The sequence below is a fragment of the Micromonospora sp. BQ11 genome (assembly GCF_052068135.1).
Classification (GTDB): domain Bacteria; phylum Actinomycetota; class Actinomycetes; order Mycobacteriales; family Micromonosporaceae; genus Micromonospora.
Genome location: NZ_JBQHDB010000007.1, coordinates 368,097 through 381,890, shown reverse-complemented (window position 1 = coordinate 381,890; position 13,794 = coordinate 368,097). Strand labels below are relative to the sequence as shown.

The 13,794-nt window shown below is 72.7% G+C and carries 16 protein-coding genes and 1 tRNA gene; 7 read left to right on the top strand and 10 right to left on the bottom strand.

Annotated features, from left to right (window positions below; genetic code table 11):
- On the top strand, positions 1–983 hold a 983-nt coding region (locus ACTMSW_RS18075), incomplete at its 5' end, for a histidine kinase (protein ID WP_441181766.1).
- 17 nt (positions 984–1,000) lie between these two features.
- Positions 1,001–1,642 carry a response regulator gene (locus ACTMSW_RS18070; RefSeq protein ID WP_441181785.1) on the top strand — a complete coding sequence of 214 codons (642 nt, stop codon included), beginning with the start codon at positions 1,001–1,003 and terminating at the stop codon, positions 1,640–1,642.
- 172 nt (positions 1,643–1,814) lie between these two features.
- Here ACTMSW_RS18070 and ACTMSW_RS18065 read toward each other — a convergent pair.
- A tRNA-Lys gene (locus tag ACTMSW_RS18065) sits at positions 1,815–1,886 on the bottom strand.
- A gap of 237 nt (positions 1,887–2,123) precedes the next feature.
- Here ACTMSW_RS18065 and ACTMSW_RS18060 point away from each other — a divergent pair.
- Genes ACTMSW_RS18060 through ACTMSW_RS18050 form a run of 3 tightly spaced genes read left to right on the top strand, consistent with a single transcriptional unit; the run spans position 2,124 to position 4,808 of the window.
- On the top strand, positions 2,124–3,365 hold the full coding sequence (locus ACTMSW_RS18060; RefSeq protein WP_441181765.1) for a tetratricopeptide repeat protein: 1,242 nt from the start codon (positions 2,124–2,126) through the stop codon (positions 3,363–3,365).
- Between the two features lie 44 nt (positions 3,366–3,409).
- Positions 3,410–3,709 (top strand): hypothetical protein, encoded by a 300-nt coding sequence (locus ACTMSW_RS18055; protein ID WP_441181764.1) that lies wholly within the window; start codon positions 3,410–3,412, stop codon positions 3,707–3,709.
- Positions 3,710–3,749: 40 nt separating this feature from the next.
- On the top strand, positions 3,750–4,808 hold the full coding sequence (locus ACTMSW_RS18050) for an NAD-dependent epimerase/dehydratase family protein (RefSeq protein WP_441181763.1): 1,059 nt from the start codon (positions 3,750–3,752) through the stop codon (positions 4,806–4,808).
- 2 nt (positions 4,809–4,810) lie between these two features.
- Here ACTMSW_RS18050 and ACTMSW_RS18045 read toward each other — a convergent pair whose 3' ends face one another.
- The 4 genes from ACTMSW_RS18045 to ACTMSW_RS18030 all read right to left on the bottom strand — a co-directional run bounded on the left by ACTMSW_RS18045 (position 4,811) and on the right by ACTMSW_RS18030 (position 8,736).
- Positions 4,811–6,010 carry a hypothetical protein gene (locus ACTMSW_RS18045; protein WP_441181784.1) on the bottom strand — a complete coding sequence of 400 codons (1,200 nt, stop codon included), beginning with the start codon at positions 6,008–6,010 and terminating at the stop codon, positions 4,811–4,813.
- A 76-nt stretch (positions 6,011–6,086) separates the two neighbouring features.
- Positions 6,087–7,286, bottom strand: a complete 1,200-nt coding sequence (locus ACTMSW_RS18040; protein WP_441181762.1) for a GNAT family N-acetyltransferase — start codon at positions 7,284–7,286, stop codon at positions 6,087–6,089.
- 62 nt (positions 7,287–7,348) lie between these two features.
- A complete protein-coding gene (locus ACTMSW_RS18035; RefSeq protein WP_441181761.1) occupies positions 7,349–8,068 on the bottom strand; it encodes a PP2C family protein-serine/threonine phosphatase in 720 nt (239 codons plus the stop codon).
- A 98-nt stretch (positions 8,069–8,166) separates the two neighbouring features.
- The gene (locus tag ACTMSW_RS18030) at positions 8,167–8,736 is read right to left on the bottom strand and encodes a helix-turn-helix domain-containing protein (protein WP_441181760.1); all 570 of its coding nucleotides are present in this window, start codon (positions 8,734–8,736) and stop codon (positions 8,167–8,169) included.
- 71 nt (positions 8,737–8,807) lie between these two features.
- On the opposite strand from ACTMSW_RS18030, the gene ACTMSW_RS18025 reads away from it, so the two are divergent.
- Positions 8,808–10,031, top strand: coding sequence for a benzoate/H(+) symporter BenE family transporter (locus ACTMSW_RS18025; RefSeq protein WP_441181759.1), 1,224 nt, complete (start codon positions 8,808–8,810; stop codon positions 10,029–10,031).
- 57 nt (positions 10,032–10,088) lie between these two features.
- Here ACTMSW_RS18025 and ACTMSW_RS18020 read toward each other — a convergent pair whose 3' ends face one another.
- The 4 genes from ACTMSW_RS18020 to ACTMSW_RS18005 form a co-directional block, all read right to left on the bottom strand.
- Positions 10,089–10,451, bottom strand: a complete 363-nt coding sequence (locus tag ACTMSW_RS18020; RefSeq protein ID WP_441181758.1) for a hypothetical protein — start codon at positions 10,449–10,451, stop codon at positions 10,089–10,091.
- Positions 10,452–10,480: 29 nt separating this feature from the next.
- Entirely contained in the window at positions 10,481–10,735 is a 255-nt protein-coding gene (locus ACTMSW_RS18015; protein WP_441181757.1) for a hypothetical protein, read from the bottom strand.
- 82 nt (positions 10,736–10,817) lie between these two features.
- A complete protein-coding gene (gene mscL / locus ACTMSW_RS18010) occupies positions 10,818–11,279 on the bottom strand; it encodes a large conductance mechanosensitive channel protein MscL (RefSeq protein ID WP_441181756.1) in 462 nt (153 codons plus the stop codon).
- Positions 11,280–11,318: 39 nt separating this feature from the next.
- Positions 11,319–12,002 carry a FadR/GntR family transcriptional regulator gene (locus ACTMSW_RS18005; protein ID WP_441181755.1) on the bottom strand — a complete coding sequence of 228 codons (684 nt, stop codon included), beginning with the start codon at positions 12,000–12,002 and terminating at the stop codon, positions 11,319–11,321.
- Between the two features lie 194 nt (positions 12,003–12,196).
- Between ACTMSW_RS18005 and ACTMSW_RS18000 the strand changes: the two genes are divergently transcribed.
- On the top strand, positions 12,197–13,351 hold the full coding sequence (locus ACTMSW_RS18000) for an MFS transporter (protein ID WP_441181783.1): 1,155 nt from the start codon (positions 12,197–12,199) through the stop codon (positions 13,349–13,351).
- Between the two features lie 9 nt (positions 13,352–13,360).
- Here the strand turns inward: ACTMSW_RS18000 and ACTMSW_RS17995 are convergent, their stop codons facing one another.
- Complete coding sequence (locus ACTMSW_RS17995) at positions 13,361–13,717, bottom strand: STAS domain-containing protein (protein ID WP_357030889.1); 357 nt, start codon at positions 13,715–13,717, stop codon at positions 13,361–13,363.
- Positions 13,718–13,794: the final 77 nt, after the last annotated feature.

The following is a 13,794-nucleotide window of genomic DNA, read 5'->3' as shown; positions in this document are numbered from 1 at the left end:
TGATCTTTCCCGGGCGGCCGGTGAGCCGGTTACCTGCGCCGCGCGATCCGGAACATGGCCGCGTGGCCTGGCCGGAGGCGGGCGTCACGGTCCTGCTGGTGACGCTGTTCTGGCTCGTGGACGCCGCGGTGGTGGTGCTGCTGACGGCTTCGGTCATGCTGATCCTCGCTCCTGTGCTGGTCCGTCACGACATGGTCGAAATCGCCGGGTGGCGGGTGGACAACACCGGTGAGGCGTGGTTGGCGGTGCCCGCCGGCATCCTCACACTCGTCCTGCTGGCGTACGCGGTCACCGCGCTGGCCTGCGGCCAGGCGGCCCTGGTGCGGCACCTGCTGGACCCGCCCGAAGCCCAACTGGCCGAAGCGGTCCAGCAGCTGCGCCGCTCCCGAAGCGGGCTGGTCGACGCGTTCGAAACCGAACGCCGCCGGATCGAGCGCGATCTCCACGACGGCGTCCAACAGCGCCTCGTCGCGCTGACCATGACACTGGGCAGCGCCGAACTGGACCTGACCGACGGCCCCGGCCTCGACCTCGTGCGCGAGGCCCATCAGCAGGCCGAGCAGGCCCTCGCCGACCTGCGCACCACGATCCGGGGCATCCACCCCCAGGTACTGACCGACCATGGTCTCGCCGCGGCCGTGCACGAGATCGCCGGTCGGTCACCGGTCCCGGTCCACCTCGATCTCGCCCTCGACGGCCGGCTCCCCCCGGCCGTCGAGGCCGCGGCCTACTTCTTCGTCAGCGAAAACCTCACCAACGTCGCCCGCCACGCCCGGGCCCGATCGGCACAGGTGCACGCGTGGACCGAGGACCACGCACTGATCGTCTCGGTGGTCGACGACGGCGTCGGCGGCGCTGACCCGCAGGCCGGCACCGGCCTCGCCGGACTGCGCGCCCGGCTCGACGCCCTCGACGGCGACCTGCACATCACCAGCCCCGCCGGCGGCCCGACCCAGGTGAGGATGACGTGCCCAATCCACTGACGCCGCAGCCGAAGGCACTGCGCATCGTGGTCGCCGAGGACGCGGCCCTGCTCCGCGAAGGGTTGGTGCGAATCCTCGAACGCGCTGGCCACGACATCGTCGCGGCCGTCGCAGACGCGCAGGCCCTGCTCACGTACGCGGCCAACTGCCGCCCCGACCTCGTCGTCACCGACATTCGCATGCCACCCACCCACACCGACGAGGGCCTGCGCGCGGCGGCCACCATCCGAGCCGCCCATCCCGGCATCGCGATCCTGCTGCTGTCCGCCTATGTCGCCGACGCCTACGTCGGCGAGCTGCTCGACTCCGCCCCCGGCGGCGGCATCGGCTATCTGCTCAAGGACCGGGTCGGTCACGTACGCGACTTCCTCGACAGCGTCGACCGTGTCGCCGCGGGCGGCACGGTCATCGACGCCGAGGTCGTCCGCCAGCTCGTCGTCCGCCGGCAGACCGACGGTCCGCTCGCCGGCCTCACCGAACGCGAACGGGAGGTGCTGGCGCTCATGGCCGAAGGCCACACCAACCACGCGATTGCCGGCAAGCTGTTCGTCAGCGAGGCCGCGGTGCGCAAGCACATCGGCAACATCTTCGCCAAGCTCCCGCTCGACCCGCACTCGGACCGCCGGGTGTCGGCCGTTCTCACCTACCTTCGCGGCTGACCGAACGGGATCGATCACGCCTGTCAGGCGTGCCATCGGATCGGCCGGGACCGCGGGTGCCGCGTGCGTCGGGGGCGTGGAACTGGAGCTGGTCACGGACTTCTGCACCGCAACGGCGGCCACGCGCACCAAGACGAGAGACCCGTGAAGGGCTCGTTGACCTGCGGAAGAGTGGGCCGCCAGGGACTCGAACCCTGAACCTATGGATTAAAAGTCCACAGCTCTGCCATTGAGCTAGCGGCCCGCGCTGCTCAGGGTACCTGAACGGCTTCCGAGCCACGGCGTCGCTGAGGCCCACCCCCGCAGCCCCACTCACCGCCCGTCGACCATGCGTCGGACAAGCAGAACGCCCACCGGGCAAGGCTCCAGGACCGGACGCGAAGCCAGCGCCGGCACGGCAGGGGCTGACGACAAGCCGACTGTTCTCGCGTGACACAGCCCCGGATACTAAGACGACCGCGAGGCGGAGCGAGGAGTCTGGATGAGTGACGAGCCGGCACTGCGCACAGCCGCCAGAAGCGGTGACCTGGACGCGATGGCGGACCTGGGCGACCTTCTCGTCGCCGACTACACAGTGGCGCAGGAGCTGGGGATGCCGCCGTCGTACCGCGTACGCATCGACGAGGGTGCGGCCTGGCTGCGGCGGGCGGCCGAGTCGGGTCACCTGAGGGCCCTGCTGCTCAGCGCCCAGTTCGCCGCGCAACGCGGGCAGACCAATGAGGAAGAGCGGTGGCTCACGCGGGCGGCCGACAGCGATGATCTCCAGGCGTGTGAGCGACTGTGGGGCTTCTACGTCCGGCAGGGACGGCGAGCCGAGGCCGAAGCCTGCTATCGGCGGATGATGCCGAGGAAGGCCGAGGCGGGAGACCCGTCGGCGATTCTCCAGCTCGCCCAGCAGCTGGCGATGGGGGGTCGCCACGACGAGGCCGAGCGCTGGTACGACCGGCTCTCCTACACGCCGGCCTTCGACTGGCAGCAGCTCGGCCGGGAACTCGTCGAGCAGGGTCGGGTGGCGGAGGCGCGTCCGTGGTACGAGCGGGCCGCCGCGACCGGGGACGGCCACGCGCTGGCGTCGCTGGGTGATTTCGAGGACCGCTGTGGTGATCCGGCCGCCGCCGAGGAGCGCTACCTCCAGGCGGTCAGGGCCGGAGCGGAGTTCGCCACGGTACGGCTGGGTCTTCTCCTCGAACGCGGGGAGCGGCACGAGGAGGCCGAGCGGTGGCTGCGGGCCAACCCACTCGGTGAAGCGGACCTGCTCGCCTTCCTGGAGCGTCGCGGCCGGACGGAGGACGCCGATCGCGAACGTCGACAGCAGGCCCAGCTCCGACCGCTCCCGCCGTCGCCACCGGAACCTGTTCGTAACGCCCCTGGTAGTGAGCTGACAGTGGCCGCCGCCGTGGTGATCACCGCAGGCGTCGTGCCCTTCCTCCAGGCGCTTCTCGCGCGGGCCGCCGAGGACACCTACGACGGTGTGCGCGGGTTGCTGCGGCGGCTGGTCGCCTCGCGCGGGCGTCGGCGCGCCGCACAGGAGCAGTCGAGCAGCCTGCTCGTCATCGAGGACCCCGGTCGCAGCGGTCTCAAGCTGCATATCCGTACCGATGCGACCGACGAGGCGCTGCGCGCGCTCGGTGACCTGGAGCAGATCGTCGACAAGGCTGACCGGCCCGGCGCCAGGGTGGCCTGGGACCCGGCGACGCGGACCTGGCGCATCTCCGAGCGGTAAGGGGCGGCAGGCATGGCCGCGCCGGCTCGGGGAACCGTGCGGGCATGAGGATGAGCAGCACCCCGGCCGTGGCGGCGTCGAGCGAGGAGACCGGGCCCGACGGCGTACGCGAACCGGGCGGCGAGGTGCACGCCTGGTTGCCCGGGCAGAACCAGACCGTCTGCGGGCTGCCGCTGAGCCGTACCCGGCTGCGCCGCTTTCCCCACGTGCGGTTCGACTACACGGGCACCGACGTGCTCACCGAGGCCGACCCGGTGGGCTGGATCTGTCCCCGCTGCCTGGCCGCCACCAGCGGCCGGCGTCCGGGCGAGAAGCGCTGGGTCCGGAACGCACCCCGCCCCTGACGGCGGGATTGGAGGACGGCTGACCGGGTACGGGTCGGGCATGCGGATCGTGGTCGTGGGAGCGAGCGGCAACGCCGGTACCGCCCTGTTGCGGCGGCTGCGCCGGGAACAGGGCGTCGACCTGGCCGGGGTGGCGCGGCGGCTGCCCGGCCCGGACGCCGGTGAGCCGTACGACCAGGTGGAGTGGCACTCCTGCGACATCGGGAAGCCCGGGGCGGCCGACCAGCTCACCGAGGTCTTCGCCGGGGCCGACGCGGTCGTGCACCTGGCCTGGCAGATCCAGCCCAGCCACGACCAGCGCGTGCTGCACCGGACCAACGTCGGCGGCAGCCGCGCGGTGGTCGACGCGGTGGTTCGGGCGAAGGTGCCGGCCCTGGTGTACGCGTCGTCGGTCGGCACGTACGCCCCCGGCCCGAAGGACCACCCGGTGAGCGAGCGGTGGCCGGCGACCGGGGTGCCCGGCTCGTCGTACAGCCGGGACAAGGCCGAGGTGGAGGCGATGCTCGACCTCGCCGAACGGGAGCACCCGGAGTTGCGGGTGGTGCGGATGCGTCCCGGTCTGAACTTCCAGCGGGCGGCGGCCACCGAGATCACCCGGTACTTCCTCGGCCCGTTCGTGCCGGTGCGGCTGCTCCGCTTCGGCCGGATCCCGCTGGTACCGACCAACCGGCGGCTGCGCATGCAGGCGGTGCACACCGACGACGTCGCCGACGCGTACGCCCGGGCGGTCCTGGGTGATGCGCGCGGTGCCTTCAACCTGGCGGCGGACCCGGTGCTGACCCCGGAGCTGGTGGCCCGGCACTTCCACGGGTGGACGGTGCCGGTGGCCGGCCCGGTGCTCCGGACCGCCGCCGCGCTGACCTGGTACGCCCGGTTGCAGCCGATCGACGCGGGCTGGGTGCAGCTGGCCCTGAACGCGCCGCTGATGTCCAGCGAGCGGGCCGAGACCGAGCTGGGTTGGCAGCCGCGCGTCGACGCCCTGGCCGCGCTGAAGGAGCTGTTCGCCGGCATGGCGCACGGTGCCGACACCCGGACCCCGCCGATGGCCGGCGGCCTGCGGGTGACCACGCCGTTCCCGGGCCACGGCAACCCCTACTGAGGTCAGCGCAGCGTCGAGCCGGAGACGGTGGGGTTGCGGGCGCCGAGGAAGAAGATGCCGGGGTAGCCCTGGGTCTCGAACTGCCCGCTCGGGTTGCGCCGGAGCGTGGACTTCTCGATCGTCATCGTCCCGGTGCGGTTGTTGCTGACGAAGAAGACCGCGCCGCCGCCCTCGTTGGCCTTGTTGTTCTCGATGATCGTGCCGGCGAGCCGCACGGTGAACTCGTTGCCGTCGCAGTAGATCGCGCCGCCGCTGCCGCCGCCCGGCGTGCCGGCCTTCGCCGGGTTGGCGCCGGTGCCGATCGCCTCGTTGTCGCGCAGGACGCTGTTCAGCACCACCCAGGAGACGCCGATGCTGCTCAACGCGCCGCCGTTGGAGCAGGAGCCGCCGGTGAAGGTGCTGTTCACGACGTACACCGGCTTGTTCTCGTACTGGCTCAGCACCCGGACGGCCGCGCCACCCAGGTCGGGGCCGGTACGGTCGCAGCGGTTGCGGAGGAACGTCGAGTTGACGATCTTGAACCGGCCACCGCGTACGAAGATCGCGCCACCGCCGCCGCCCTCGCTCTCGTCGCCGGTCGAGTTGCCCTCGACGAACGTGAGGTTCTGCACGGTGAGCTGCGGGTGGTCCTGGTTCTGGCAGTGCGAGGTGGTCCAGCCCTGCGCGCCGTCGCAGGTGTTCATGTAGAGGATCCGGCGCTGCCCCTGGCCGCTCAACGTGACCTTGCCGCCGCCGTCCAGCACGACCTTCGGGCCGTTGGCGTTGCGGACCTTGGCGGTGGCGGTCATCTTGATGGTGACCGGCGCCGGTCCACAGTTGAACGTGATGATACCGCCGGCCGCGACGGCCTTGACGACCGCAGCGGAGGTGCAGCTCGCCGGGGTGCCGGTGCCGATGGTGCGGGTCGGCTTCGAGGTGTCCACCGCGCGGGCGTCGGCCGGCACGCTGGTGCCGCCGTTCGGGTTGCCGGCCTTCGGGGCGGCGCCGGCCGGGGCCGCGGAGGGCTTCGGGCTGGCGCTGCGGCCGGGGCCGCCGAGACCGGAGCGGGCTGCCGGAGCGAGCGCCGCACCGGGGGCGGACGGCGCGACGGACACCGTGGACGTGTCGGCGACCGGGGCCGCCGTGGGAGGCTCGGACGATCCACAGGCGGGCAGTGCGGCGACGGCGACGGTGAGGGCGGCCAGGACGGCGGCGGACTTCAGATGCACCCCGTGATGGTAGGGGTCGGGACCGACCGGGGACCGGACAGTTAAGACGTTTCTAAGGTGGCAGCCGGTCTCAGAAGTCGGCGAACAGGTACGGCAGCTGGCGCGGGAAGAGTTTCCGCAGCTCCGCCCCCGCCTCCACCGGCAGGTCGCCCAGCCCGCGCAGGGACACCTCCACCGGGTCGAGCACCCCGTACGCCAGGGCGGAGAGCCCGGCGGCGGTCAGCGTGGCGGCCGGCGGGGCACCGGCGGTGGCGGCCGGCCCGGTCGTCAGGTCCAGCGTTCCGGTGGTGCCGTCCAACAGGTACGAGCCGGCGAGCCAGCGGTCGCCGGTCAGCTCCACGCGCACCCGGCCGGGGCCGACGGGCAGGCCGGCCAGCGCGTCCATCGAGAGCAGCCGGGCCATGGGCGCCGAGGAGCCGGGGCGGGCGACCCGGGCCTCCACCTGCACGTCGAGGTCGGTGAGCCACAGCTCCGGCAACTCGTCGACCGGGAGCCGCACCCGTACCGTGGCGACCTGGTCGATGTGGCGGGCGAGGAACTGCAACAGCAGCGTCCGCGCGTACGGGTCGGTGACCAGCAGGTCGTCGGCGATCAGTGTGCCGCCGTGGTCGTCGATCCGGTACGTCACGGCCCCGGTCACCGTCCCGCCGGCACGCGCGGTCAGCAGCCAGCGCTCGTCGCGGTCGCGCAGGGCCACCGCCCGGTAGTCGGGGAAGATCGCGAAGCCGTGCCGCTCGCGCAGGCAGCGCTCGGTGAACCCGCGCCAGGTCGGGTAGCCGGTGCCGATGCGCTCCCACACCACCTCGCCGGGCAGCTCGGCCCGGAGCAGCGGGGCCAGGTCCGCGACTGCGAACGTGGCGGTACGCGCCATGGGCAGCCCGACGTAGCCGAAGCGCTCGTAGAACGACGGCCGGAACGGCCACAGCGCGGTCAGCGGGTGGCCCTCGTCGCGCATCTCGTCGAGGAGCTGCCGCAGCAGGGTACGGACGTGCCCCTGCCGGCGGGCGAGGGGGTGCGTGGCGACACCGGCGACGCCCGCCATGGTCTGCACCCGACCCCGGAGGTTCTGCCGCATCGGGATCGCCGACGCGGCGGCCCGTGTCTCACCGCCCTCCTCGACGACAAGGGTCCGGTTGCACTCGTTGTAGGGCAGGTACGCACGGAACTCGTCCGCCCGGGTCGCGGTGATCGGCGACGACTCGAAGGCGTACGCCTGGAGTGGGAAGCTGGTGGTGAGGCGTTCCTCGGCGTGCACCCGGCGGATGGTCATCCGTTCATCCCAACCCGGCCCGGCGTCGGCCGCAACCGGGTTGGGGCCGCCGGCCGGTCGGATCAGACCTCGGTGACGTCTGAGACCACCACGGTGACGTTGTCCGGCGCACCGGCCTGGTGGGCGAGCTTGACCAACTGCTCGCCGCAGAGCTGCCGGTCGCCGTAGTGGGCCAGCGTCTGCCCGATCGCGTCGTGCTCGACGTAGTCGGACAGCCCGTCGCTGCACAGCAGGATTCGGTCCCCGGCCACGACGGTGAGCACCCCGACCGCGGGCGGCGCGTCGACGCCCTGCACCGCCCGGGTCACCAGGGATCGCTGCGGGTGGTGCCGCGCCTGCTCCGGTGACAGCGCGCCCTGGTCGACCAGCGCCTGGACGAAGGTGTCGTCCCGGGTGAGCTGGGTCAGGTCCCCGTCCCGCAGCAGGTAGCAGCGTGAGTCACCGACCTGGGCCAGCACCAGCGTGTCTCCGGCGAGGAGGGCCGCGGTCAGCGTCGTACCCATGCCCTCGCGGGCGGGGTCGACGGTGATGGCGGCAGAGATGCGCTGGTTGGCGGTGCTGACCACCGCGCGCAGCGCGTCGGCGGCCTCGTCGGCGGCGGTCGGTGGGGTCAGCTCGTCCAGGATGCGGATGACGATCTCGCTGGCCACCTCGCCTGCGGGCAGCCCGCCCATGCCGTCCGCGACCGCGACGAGGCGGTCACCGGCGAGGGCGGAATCCTCGTTGTTTGTCCGGACCAGGCCGATGTCGTTGAGGATGGCCGAGCGGAGGATGAGCGTCATGGGGACAAGCTTGCCAAGAACACCCCGCCCGCGTCTCTTCACACCACCGACGAGGTTGCCGAACATTGCCGTCCACTGTGCCCGACGGGGGAGGGATGTCACCGTGGGTAGCGGATGAGCAGGCTGGCGTGAACGTCACCGTCGCCGACGGCGGCGTACCGGTGCGGCACGTCCGAGGCCCACCGCAGGTGCTCACCCGCGGCGGCGGTCAGTGGCGCGTCGACCGGACCGGCCCGCAGCACGCCGGCGAACACGGTGACATGTTCGGTGACGCCGGGTTGATGTGCCGGGGAGAGCTGTCCCGGGCCCGGTGTGACCAGCATCCGGTACAGCTCGTACGTGGCGTCGGCGTCCTCGAAGACCTCCAGCAGCGTGGCGTGGACCGCCGCGCCGCGTACCGTCGGCTCCTCGGACGGGCCGGAGAGCACGGCGGCCAGCGGCACGCCGAGCTGCGCGGTGATCGCGTAGAGCGTCTCCAGCGTCGGGTTGCGGGTGCCGTTCTCCAGGCCCGAAAGGGTGGCCTTGCCGACGCCGGCGCGCCGCGCCAGCGCGGACAGCGACAGGCCGCGGTCCTCGCGCAGGGCGCGCACCCGCCGCCCGACCGCGCCGGGCCCGCGCGGCGACGACTCGGAGGCATCGGTACGACGACCTGGTGACGGCTGCGGCACACCGCTATCGTGCTACACGACCACCGTTCCGTAAACGGAACGGAACGGTGACGTGGACCGGGGGAGACAGGATGGCCGGGCGTACCCAACCGTTGCTGGCCGGCGCGGTCACGGCGCTGGTCGGCTTCGCGAGTTCCTTCACCGTCGTGCTCGCCGGCCTGCGGGCCGTCGGCGCCACCGACGCGCAGGCGGCCTCCGGACTGCTCGCGCTCTGCGTGGCGTCCGGCGCCTCGGCCGTCTGGCTGGGCCTGCGACACCGGCTGCCGATGAGCGTCGCCTGGTCCACCCCCGGTGCGGCGCTGCTCGTCGCCACCGGCGCGGTACCCGGCGGGTGGCCCGTCGCCGTCGGGGCGTTCCTCGTCGCCGGCCTGCTGATCGTCGCCGCCGGGCTGGTACCGCCACTCGGCCGGGCGGTCGCCGCCATCCCGAAGCCCATCGCCGGGGCGATGCTCGCCGGTGTCCTGCTGCCGCTGTGCACCGCGCCGGTCCGGGCCCTCGTCGACGTGCCCCGGCTGGCCGCGCCGGTGGTGGTCGCCTGGCTGCTGCTGTACCGGTTCGCGCGGCGGTGGGCGGTGCCGGGCGCGCTCGCCGTCGCGGTGGTGGCCATCGCGGCGACCACCCCCGCCGGAGCCCTCCGCGACGTGGGCCTGCGGCCGGCGTTCGCCCTCACCACACCGGCGTGGGAGGCGTCCGCGCTGGTCGGTCTGGCACTGCCGCTGTTCCTGGTCACCATGGCCGCGCAGAACGTGCCGGGGATGGCGGTGCTGGTCGGCTACGGCTACCGGCCGCCGTTCGGTGCCGCGCTGCGGGCCACCGGACTGGCCAGCGTGCTCGCCGCGCCCGCCGGCGGCCACGCGGTCAACCTGGCCGCGATCACCGCCGCGCTGGCCGCCGGGCCGGACGCCCACCCGGACCCCGACCGCCGCTGGATCGCCTCGGTCACCGCCGGACTCGGGCTCGCCCTGCTCGGCTTCGGCGCCGGGGCGGCCACCGCGCTGGTCGCGCTCGCCCCACCCGTACTGATCGAGGCGGTCGCCGGACTGGCCCTGCTCGGCGCGTTGGCGACCGCGCTCACCGCCGCGCTCGCCGAGCCCGACGCCCGCGAGGCCGCCGTGGTGACCTTCGTGGTCACCGCCTCCGGGGTGAGCCTGCTCGGCATCGGCGGGGCCTTCTGGGGCCTGGTCGCCGGCGGGCTGCTGCTCCTGCTCCTCCGCCGCCGCGCCACCCCGCCCGCACCGCCCGACGCGCCGCCCGCGCGGGCGGCTGTCGAAGATCACGCTCGAACAGGGAAGTAGTGGCCTCCCGGCGCGCGGAGGCCACTACTTCCGCGACTTAGCGTGATCGTGAAGCCGTCACTCCTCGGCGGGGAGTTTGTCGAGGGGAACGTCGAGGTGGACCTGGTTACCGTCCACGACGGCGATCCGGTCGGCCGGCACGTAGACCGCGCCGGTGGGCACCAGCTCGGTGGAGACCTTCAGGTAGCCGCCGTGCAGCAGCCGGGCCGCCAGGTCGGCGGGTACGTCCGGTTCCCCCACGGCGGTCGACTCGATCAGCTCGTCCAGGCTACTGCCCGGGTCGGCGGCCGGCGCCTGCACGGTCACCGCGTTCGGGTCACCCCGCTGCACGAGATCCACCGTGCCGATCCCGACGCCGGTCGAGTCCGTCACGGGCATGCCGGTGGTCACCCGGGATACGGCGGTGTCCTGCTGGCTCATGCGATCGCGGTTCCCGACCCGCCGCGTCCCTAAACGCCAGAGGGGTTCGACCAGCCGGACGGCGGGCGCGGAGACAGCTCGCGCCACGTGTCGGTGCCCTGGAGCAACGCCCGGATCGTCTCCTCGGCCTCGTCCGCACTGTCGTACTCGTAGAACTGGGAGACGCCCTCCGAGCCGCCCGCCCGCTGCTCGACGTACCACCGGTCGGCGTCGGTGCGGAGGAACACGTCCCGCCGCGCCAGTCGTCCCCATTTCCCGTTCCACCAGTGCTTTCGCTGCTCCATGGCGGGGACTCTATCGAACACGCGTACGAAAAGGTGCGGCCCCCGCGGGATTCCCGCGAGGGCCGATGTGCGTGTGCCGGGTTCAGTACTTCGTGGGCGGTTCCTGCCGCCGGCCGAGTACGTCGTCCAGAGCGCCGCGCTGCTGACCGGGGGTGGAGTGGCCGGCGGCGACGAGCGCGTCCCGGATCTCGGTGAGCAGCTTGACCTCTTCGCTCGGCGCCTTCGGCGGCGGTTCCTCGCCCCGGTGCCGACGCTCGGCGAGCTTGTTCATGGGGAAGACCACGAGGAAGTACAGCACCGCGGCGGTCAGCAGGAACGTGATCAGCGCGTTGACGAACTCCGCCCAGGTGATGAAGTTGTCCTCGCTGACCTTCCAGGCGCCGGCGAAGTCCCCTGCGCCGCCCCCGATGAGCTTGATGATCGGCTTCAGGAACGAGTTGGTGAAGGCCGTGACCAGGCCGGTGAACGCGGCGCCGATGACGATACCGACCGCGAGGTCGACGACATTCCCGCGCAAGATGAAGTCTTTGAAGCCCTTGAGCATCCGTACTCCCGAGGTGTCCGGTTCTGTGTCCGGCACAACCTATGCCCCGGAAGGGGGCTCCAGAAAAGCGCCGGCCTCGATTGCCGCGCGCTCCGGGTCGCCGGCACGGATCGCGTCCACCAGCCGGGAGTGGTCGACGTGGCGCTCGGGCTCCAACGCACCGCCCATCGCCTGCGCCACGGTGCTGCGCAGGGCGGTGCCGACGGAGGCGTACAGCTCGGCGAGCATGCCGTTGTGCGCGGCGGCGACCACCGCCGTGTGCAGCGCGGCGTCGGCCTCGACGAACTCGTCGACCCGGCCACCGCGCCACGCGGCCTCCCGGTCGGCGAGCGCCGCGTCGAGCGCCGCCAGGTCCTCGGGCGTACGCCGCAGCGCGGCCAGCCGGGCGGCCTCCACCTCGAAGGCGCGCCGCACCTCGACGACCTCGGTCATCCGGTCGTCGGTGAGCCGACGGGCCACCACGGGGGCCAGTTCGTCGGTCGACACCACGTACGTCCCGGAGCCCTGCCGGCACTCCAGCACCCCGGCGTGCACCAGTGCGCGGACCGCCTCGCGGACGGTGTTGCGGCCCACCCCGAGGGCGGCGACCAGTTGCGGTTCGGTGGGGATACGCCCGCCGACCGGCCACTCGCCGCCGAGAATCCGCTCCCGGAGCTGGGCGGTCGTCTCCCGCACCCGCTGCCCGCGCGGAGGTACGGGCGCGGAATCAGTGGTCGGTGGCACTGGTTACAACCCCTGCCGGAAATTCATCCCATGATTGTAGGTTCGACCTCATGACCCCGCCACCCCCCACCCCCACCCCCTCCGGGCGAACCGCGCAGTTTCACGGAAAGAGTGGCCACGGAGGCACCGATGGCCACTCTTTCCGTGAAACTGCGGGTGCGGGGGCGGGCGCGGGGGCGCTCGTGTTGGTGGGGATGTTGCTGGTCGCGGTGAACCTGCGGGCCGCTGTCACCAGCCTTGGTGCCCTTCTCGACGAGGTGCGGGGTGGGCTGGGGCTGTCCGCGACGATGGCCGGCTTCGTCACCACCCTGCCGACCATCGCGTTCGCCGGGCTGGGCGCGCTCACCCCGTGGCTGGTCCGCCGGTACGCGCCGGCCCGGGTGCTGGTGGTCGCCATGTTCGCCCTGGCCGTCGGTCAGGTGCTGCGGGTCCTCACCGACTCCCCGCTCGTCTTCGTGCTCACCAGCGCGCTGGCGCTCGCCGGTATCGCGGTGGCAAACATCCTGCTGCCGATGCTGGTCAAGCAGCACTTCCCGCACCGCACCGGGCTCGTCACCGGGGCGTACACGATGGCGTTGACCGTGGGCACGACGGCGGCCGCCGCCTCGGCGGTGCCCATCGCCCATGCCTTCGGGTCCTGGCGGGCCGGGCTCGGGGTCTGGGCCGGGCTCGCCGCGGTGGCCGTACTCCCGTGGGTGCCGCTGGCGCTCCGGGCCCGGGCCGCGGCGCGGCGGGCGACCCGGACGGCCGCCGCCGCTCCCCGGGTGCGGATCCGACCCGGGCGCACCCGGCTCGGCTGGGCCATGGCGGTGTACTTCGGCGCGCAGTCGCTCAGCGGGTACGCGATCATGGGCTGGCTGGCCCAGCTCTTCCGGGACGCCGGCTACCGACCCGAGACGGCCGGTCTGCTGCTCGCCGGGGTGACCGCGCTCGGCGTGCCGATCGCGCTGCTCATGCCGACGCTGGCCGGCCGACTGCGCACGCTGCGTCCGCTGGTGTTCGGGCTCACCACCGCCTCCAGCCTCGCCTACCTGGGCCTGGCGCTGGCGCCACACGACGGCGCGCTGCTCTGGGTGGCCCTGCTGGCGATCGGACAGGGTGCGTTCCCGCTGATCCTCACCACCATCGGACTGCGCGCCCGCACGGCGGACGGGACGGTGGCGCTGTCGGCGTTCGCGCAGAGCACCGGGTACGTCATCGCGGCCCTCGGGCCGCTGCTGGTCGGCGTGCTCTACGAGGCGACCGGGGGCTGGACCGCGCCGATCGGGTTCCTGCTGGCGGCCCTGGCGGTGCAGACCGGAGCGGGAATGGTCATCGCCCGTCCCCGGTACATCGAGGACGGGCGGTGAGAGGACGGATCAGGACGAGGCCGGCGTGGGTTCGCCCGCGACGGCCTGCTCGACCGTCGGATAGGTGTGCAGCACCTCGACCAGGCCACTGACCTCCAGGATGCGCAGCACTCCACGCTGCGGCGCGGCCAGCCGCACCACACCCCCGGCCTCGTCGCAGCTGTTCTTGGCGCGAACGAAGACGGAGAGGCCGGTCGAGTCGCAGAACGACACGTCCGCCAGGTCGAAGACCAGTCGGCTCCGACCCTTGTCCAGCAGGTCGGTGATCTGGTCCTGCAACTGCGGTGCGGTCGCCATGTCCAGCTCGCCTGCGACCGACACGACGACGACGTCGCCGCGCTGTTCCGTGTGCACCGTCAAGGACATTCGCCAGACCTCCAAGTTATCGGTGAAACGGTATCCCACGATGGGGGTGGTACGCAGAACGGGAGGTGGGATCCGGT

What these genes read in the sequence shown, in the direction of transcription:
- ACTMSW_RS18060 (WP_441181765.1), top strand. Translation starts at nt 2,124, where the DNA reads ATGAGTGACGAGCCGGCACTGCGCACAGCCGCCAGAAGCGGTGACCTG.
- ACTMSW_RS18035 (WP_441181761.1), bottom strand. Translation starts at nt 8,068, where the DNA reads ATGACGCTCATCCTCCGCTCGGCCATCCTCAACGACATCGGCCTGGTC.
- ACTMSW_RS18015 (WP_441181757.1), bottom strand. Translation starts at nt 10,735, where the DNA reads ATGGAGCAGCGAAAGCACTGGTGGAACGGGAAATGGGGACGACTGGCG.
- mscL (WP_441181756.1), bottom strand. Translation starts at nt 11,279, where the DNA reads ATGCTCAAGGGCTTCAAAGACTTCATCTTGCGCGGGAATGTCGTCGAC.
- ACTMSW_RS18000 (WP_441181783.1), top strand. Translation starts at nt 12,197, where the DNA reads ATGTTGCTGGTCGCGGTGAACCTGCGGGCCGCTGTCACCAGCCTTGGT.
- ACTMSW_RS18040 (WP_441181762.1), bottom strand. Translation starts at nt 7,286, where the DNA reads ATGACCATCCGCCGGGTGCACGCCGAGGAACGCCTCACCACCAGCTTC.
- ACTMSW_RS18055 (WP_441181764.1), top strand. Translation starts at nt 3,410, where the DNA reads ATGAGGATGAGCAGCACCCCGGCCGTGGCGGCGTCGAGCGAGGAGACC.
- ACTMSW_RS18020 (WP_441181758.1), bottom strand. Translation starts at nt 10,451, where the DNA reads ATGAGCCAGCAGGACACCGCCGTATCCCGGGTGACCACCGGCATGCCC.
- ACTMSW_RS18050 (WP_441181763.1), top strand. Translation starts at nt 3,750, where the DNA reads ATGCGGATCGTGGTCGTGGGAGCGAGCGGCAACGCCGGTACCGCCCTG.
- ACTMSW_RS17995 (WP_357030889.1), bottom strand. Translation starts at nt 13,717, where the DNA reads ATGTCCTTGACGGTGCACACGGAACAGCGCGGCGACGTCGTCGTCGTG.
- ACTMSW_RS18025 (WP_441181759.1), top strand. Translation starts at nt 8,808, where the DNA reads ATGGCCGGGCGTACCCAACCGTTGCTGGCCGGCGCGGTCACGGCGCTG.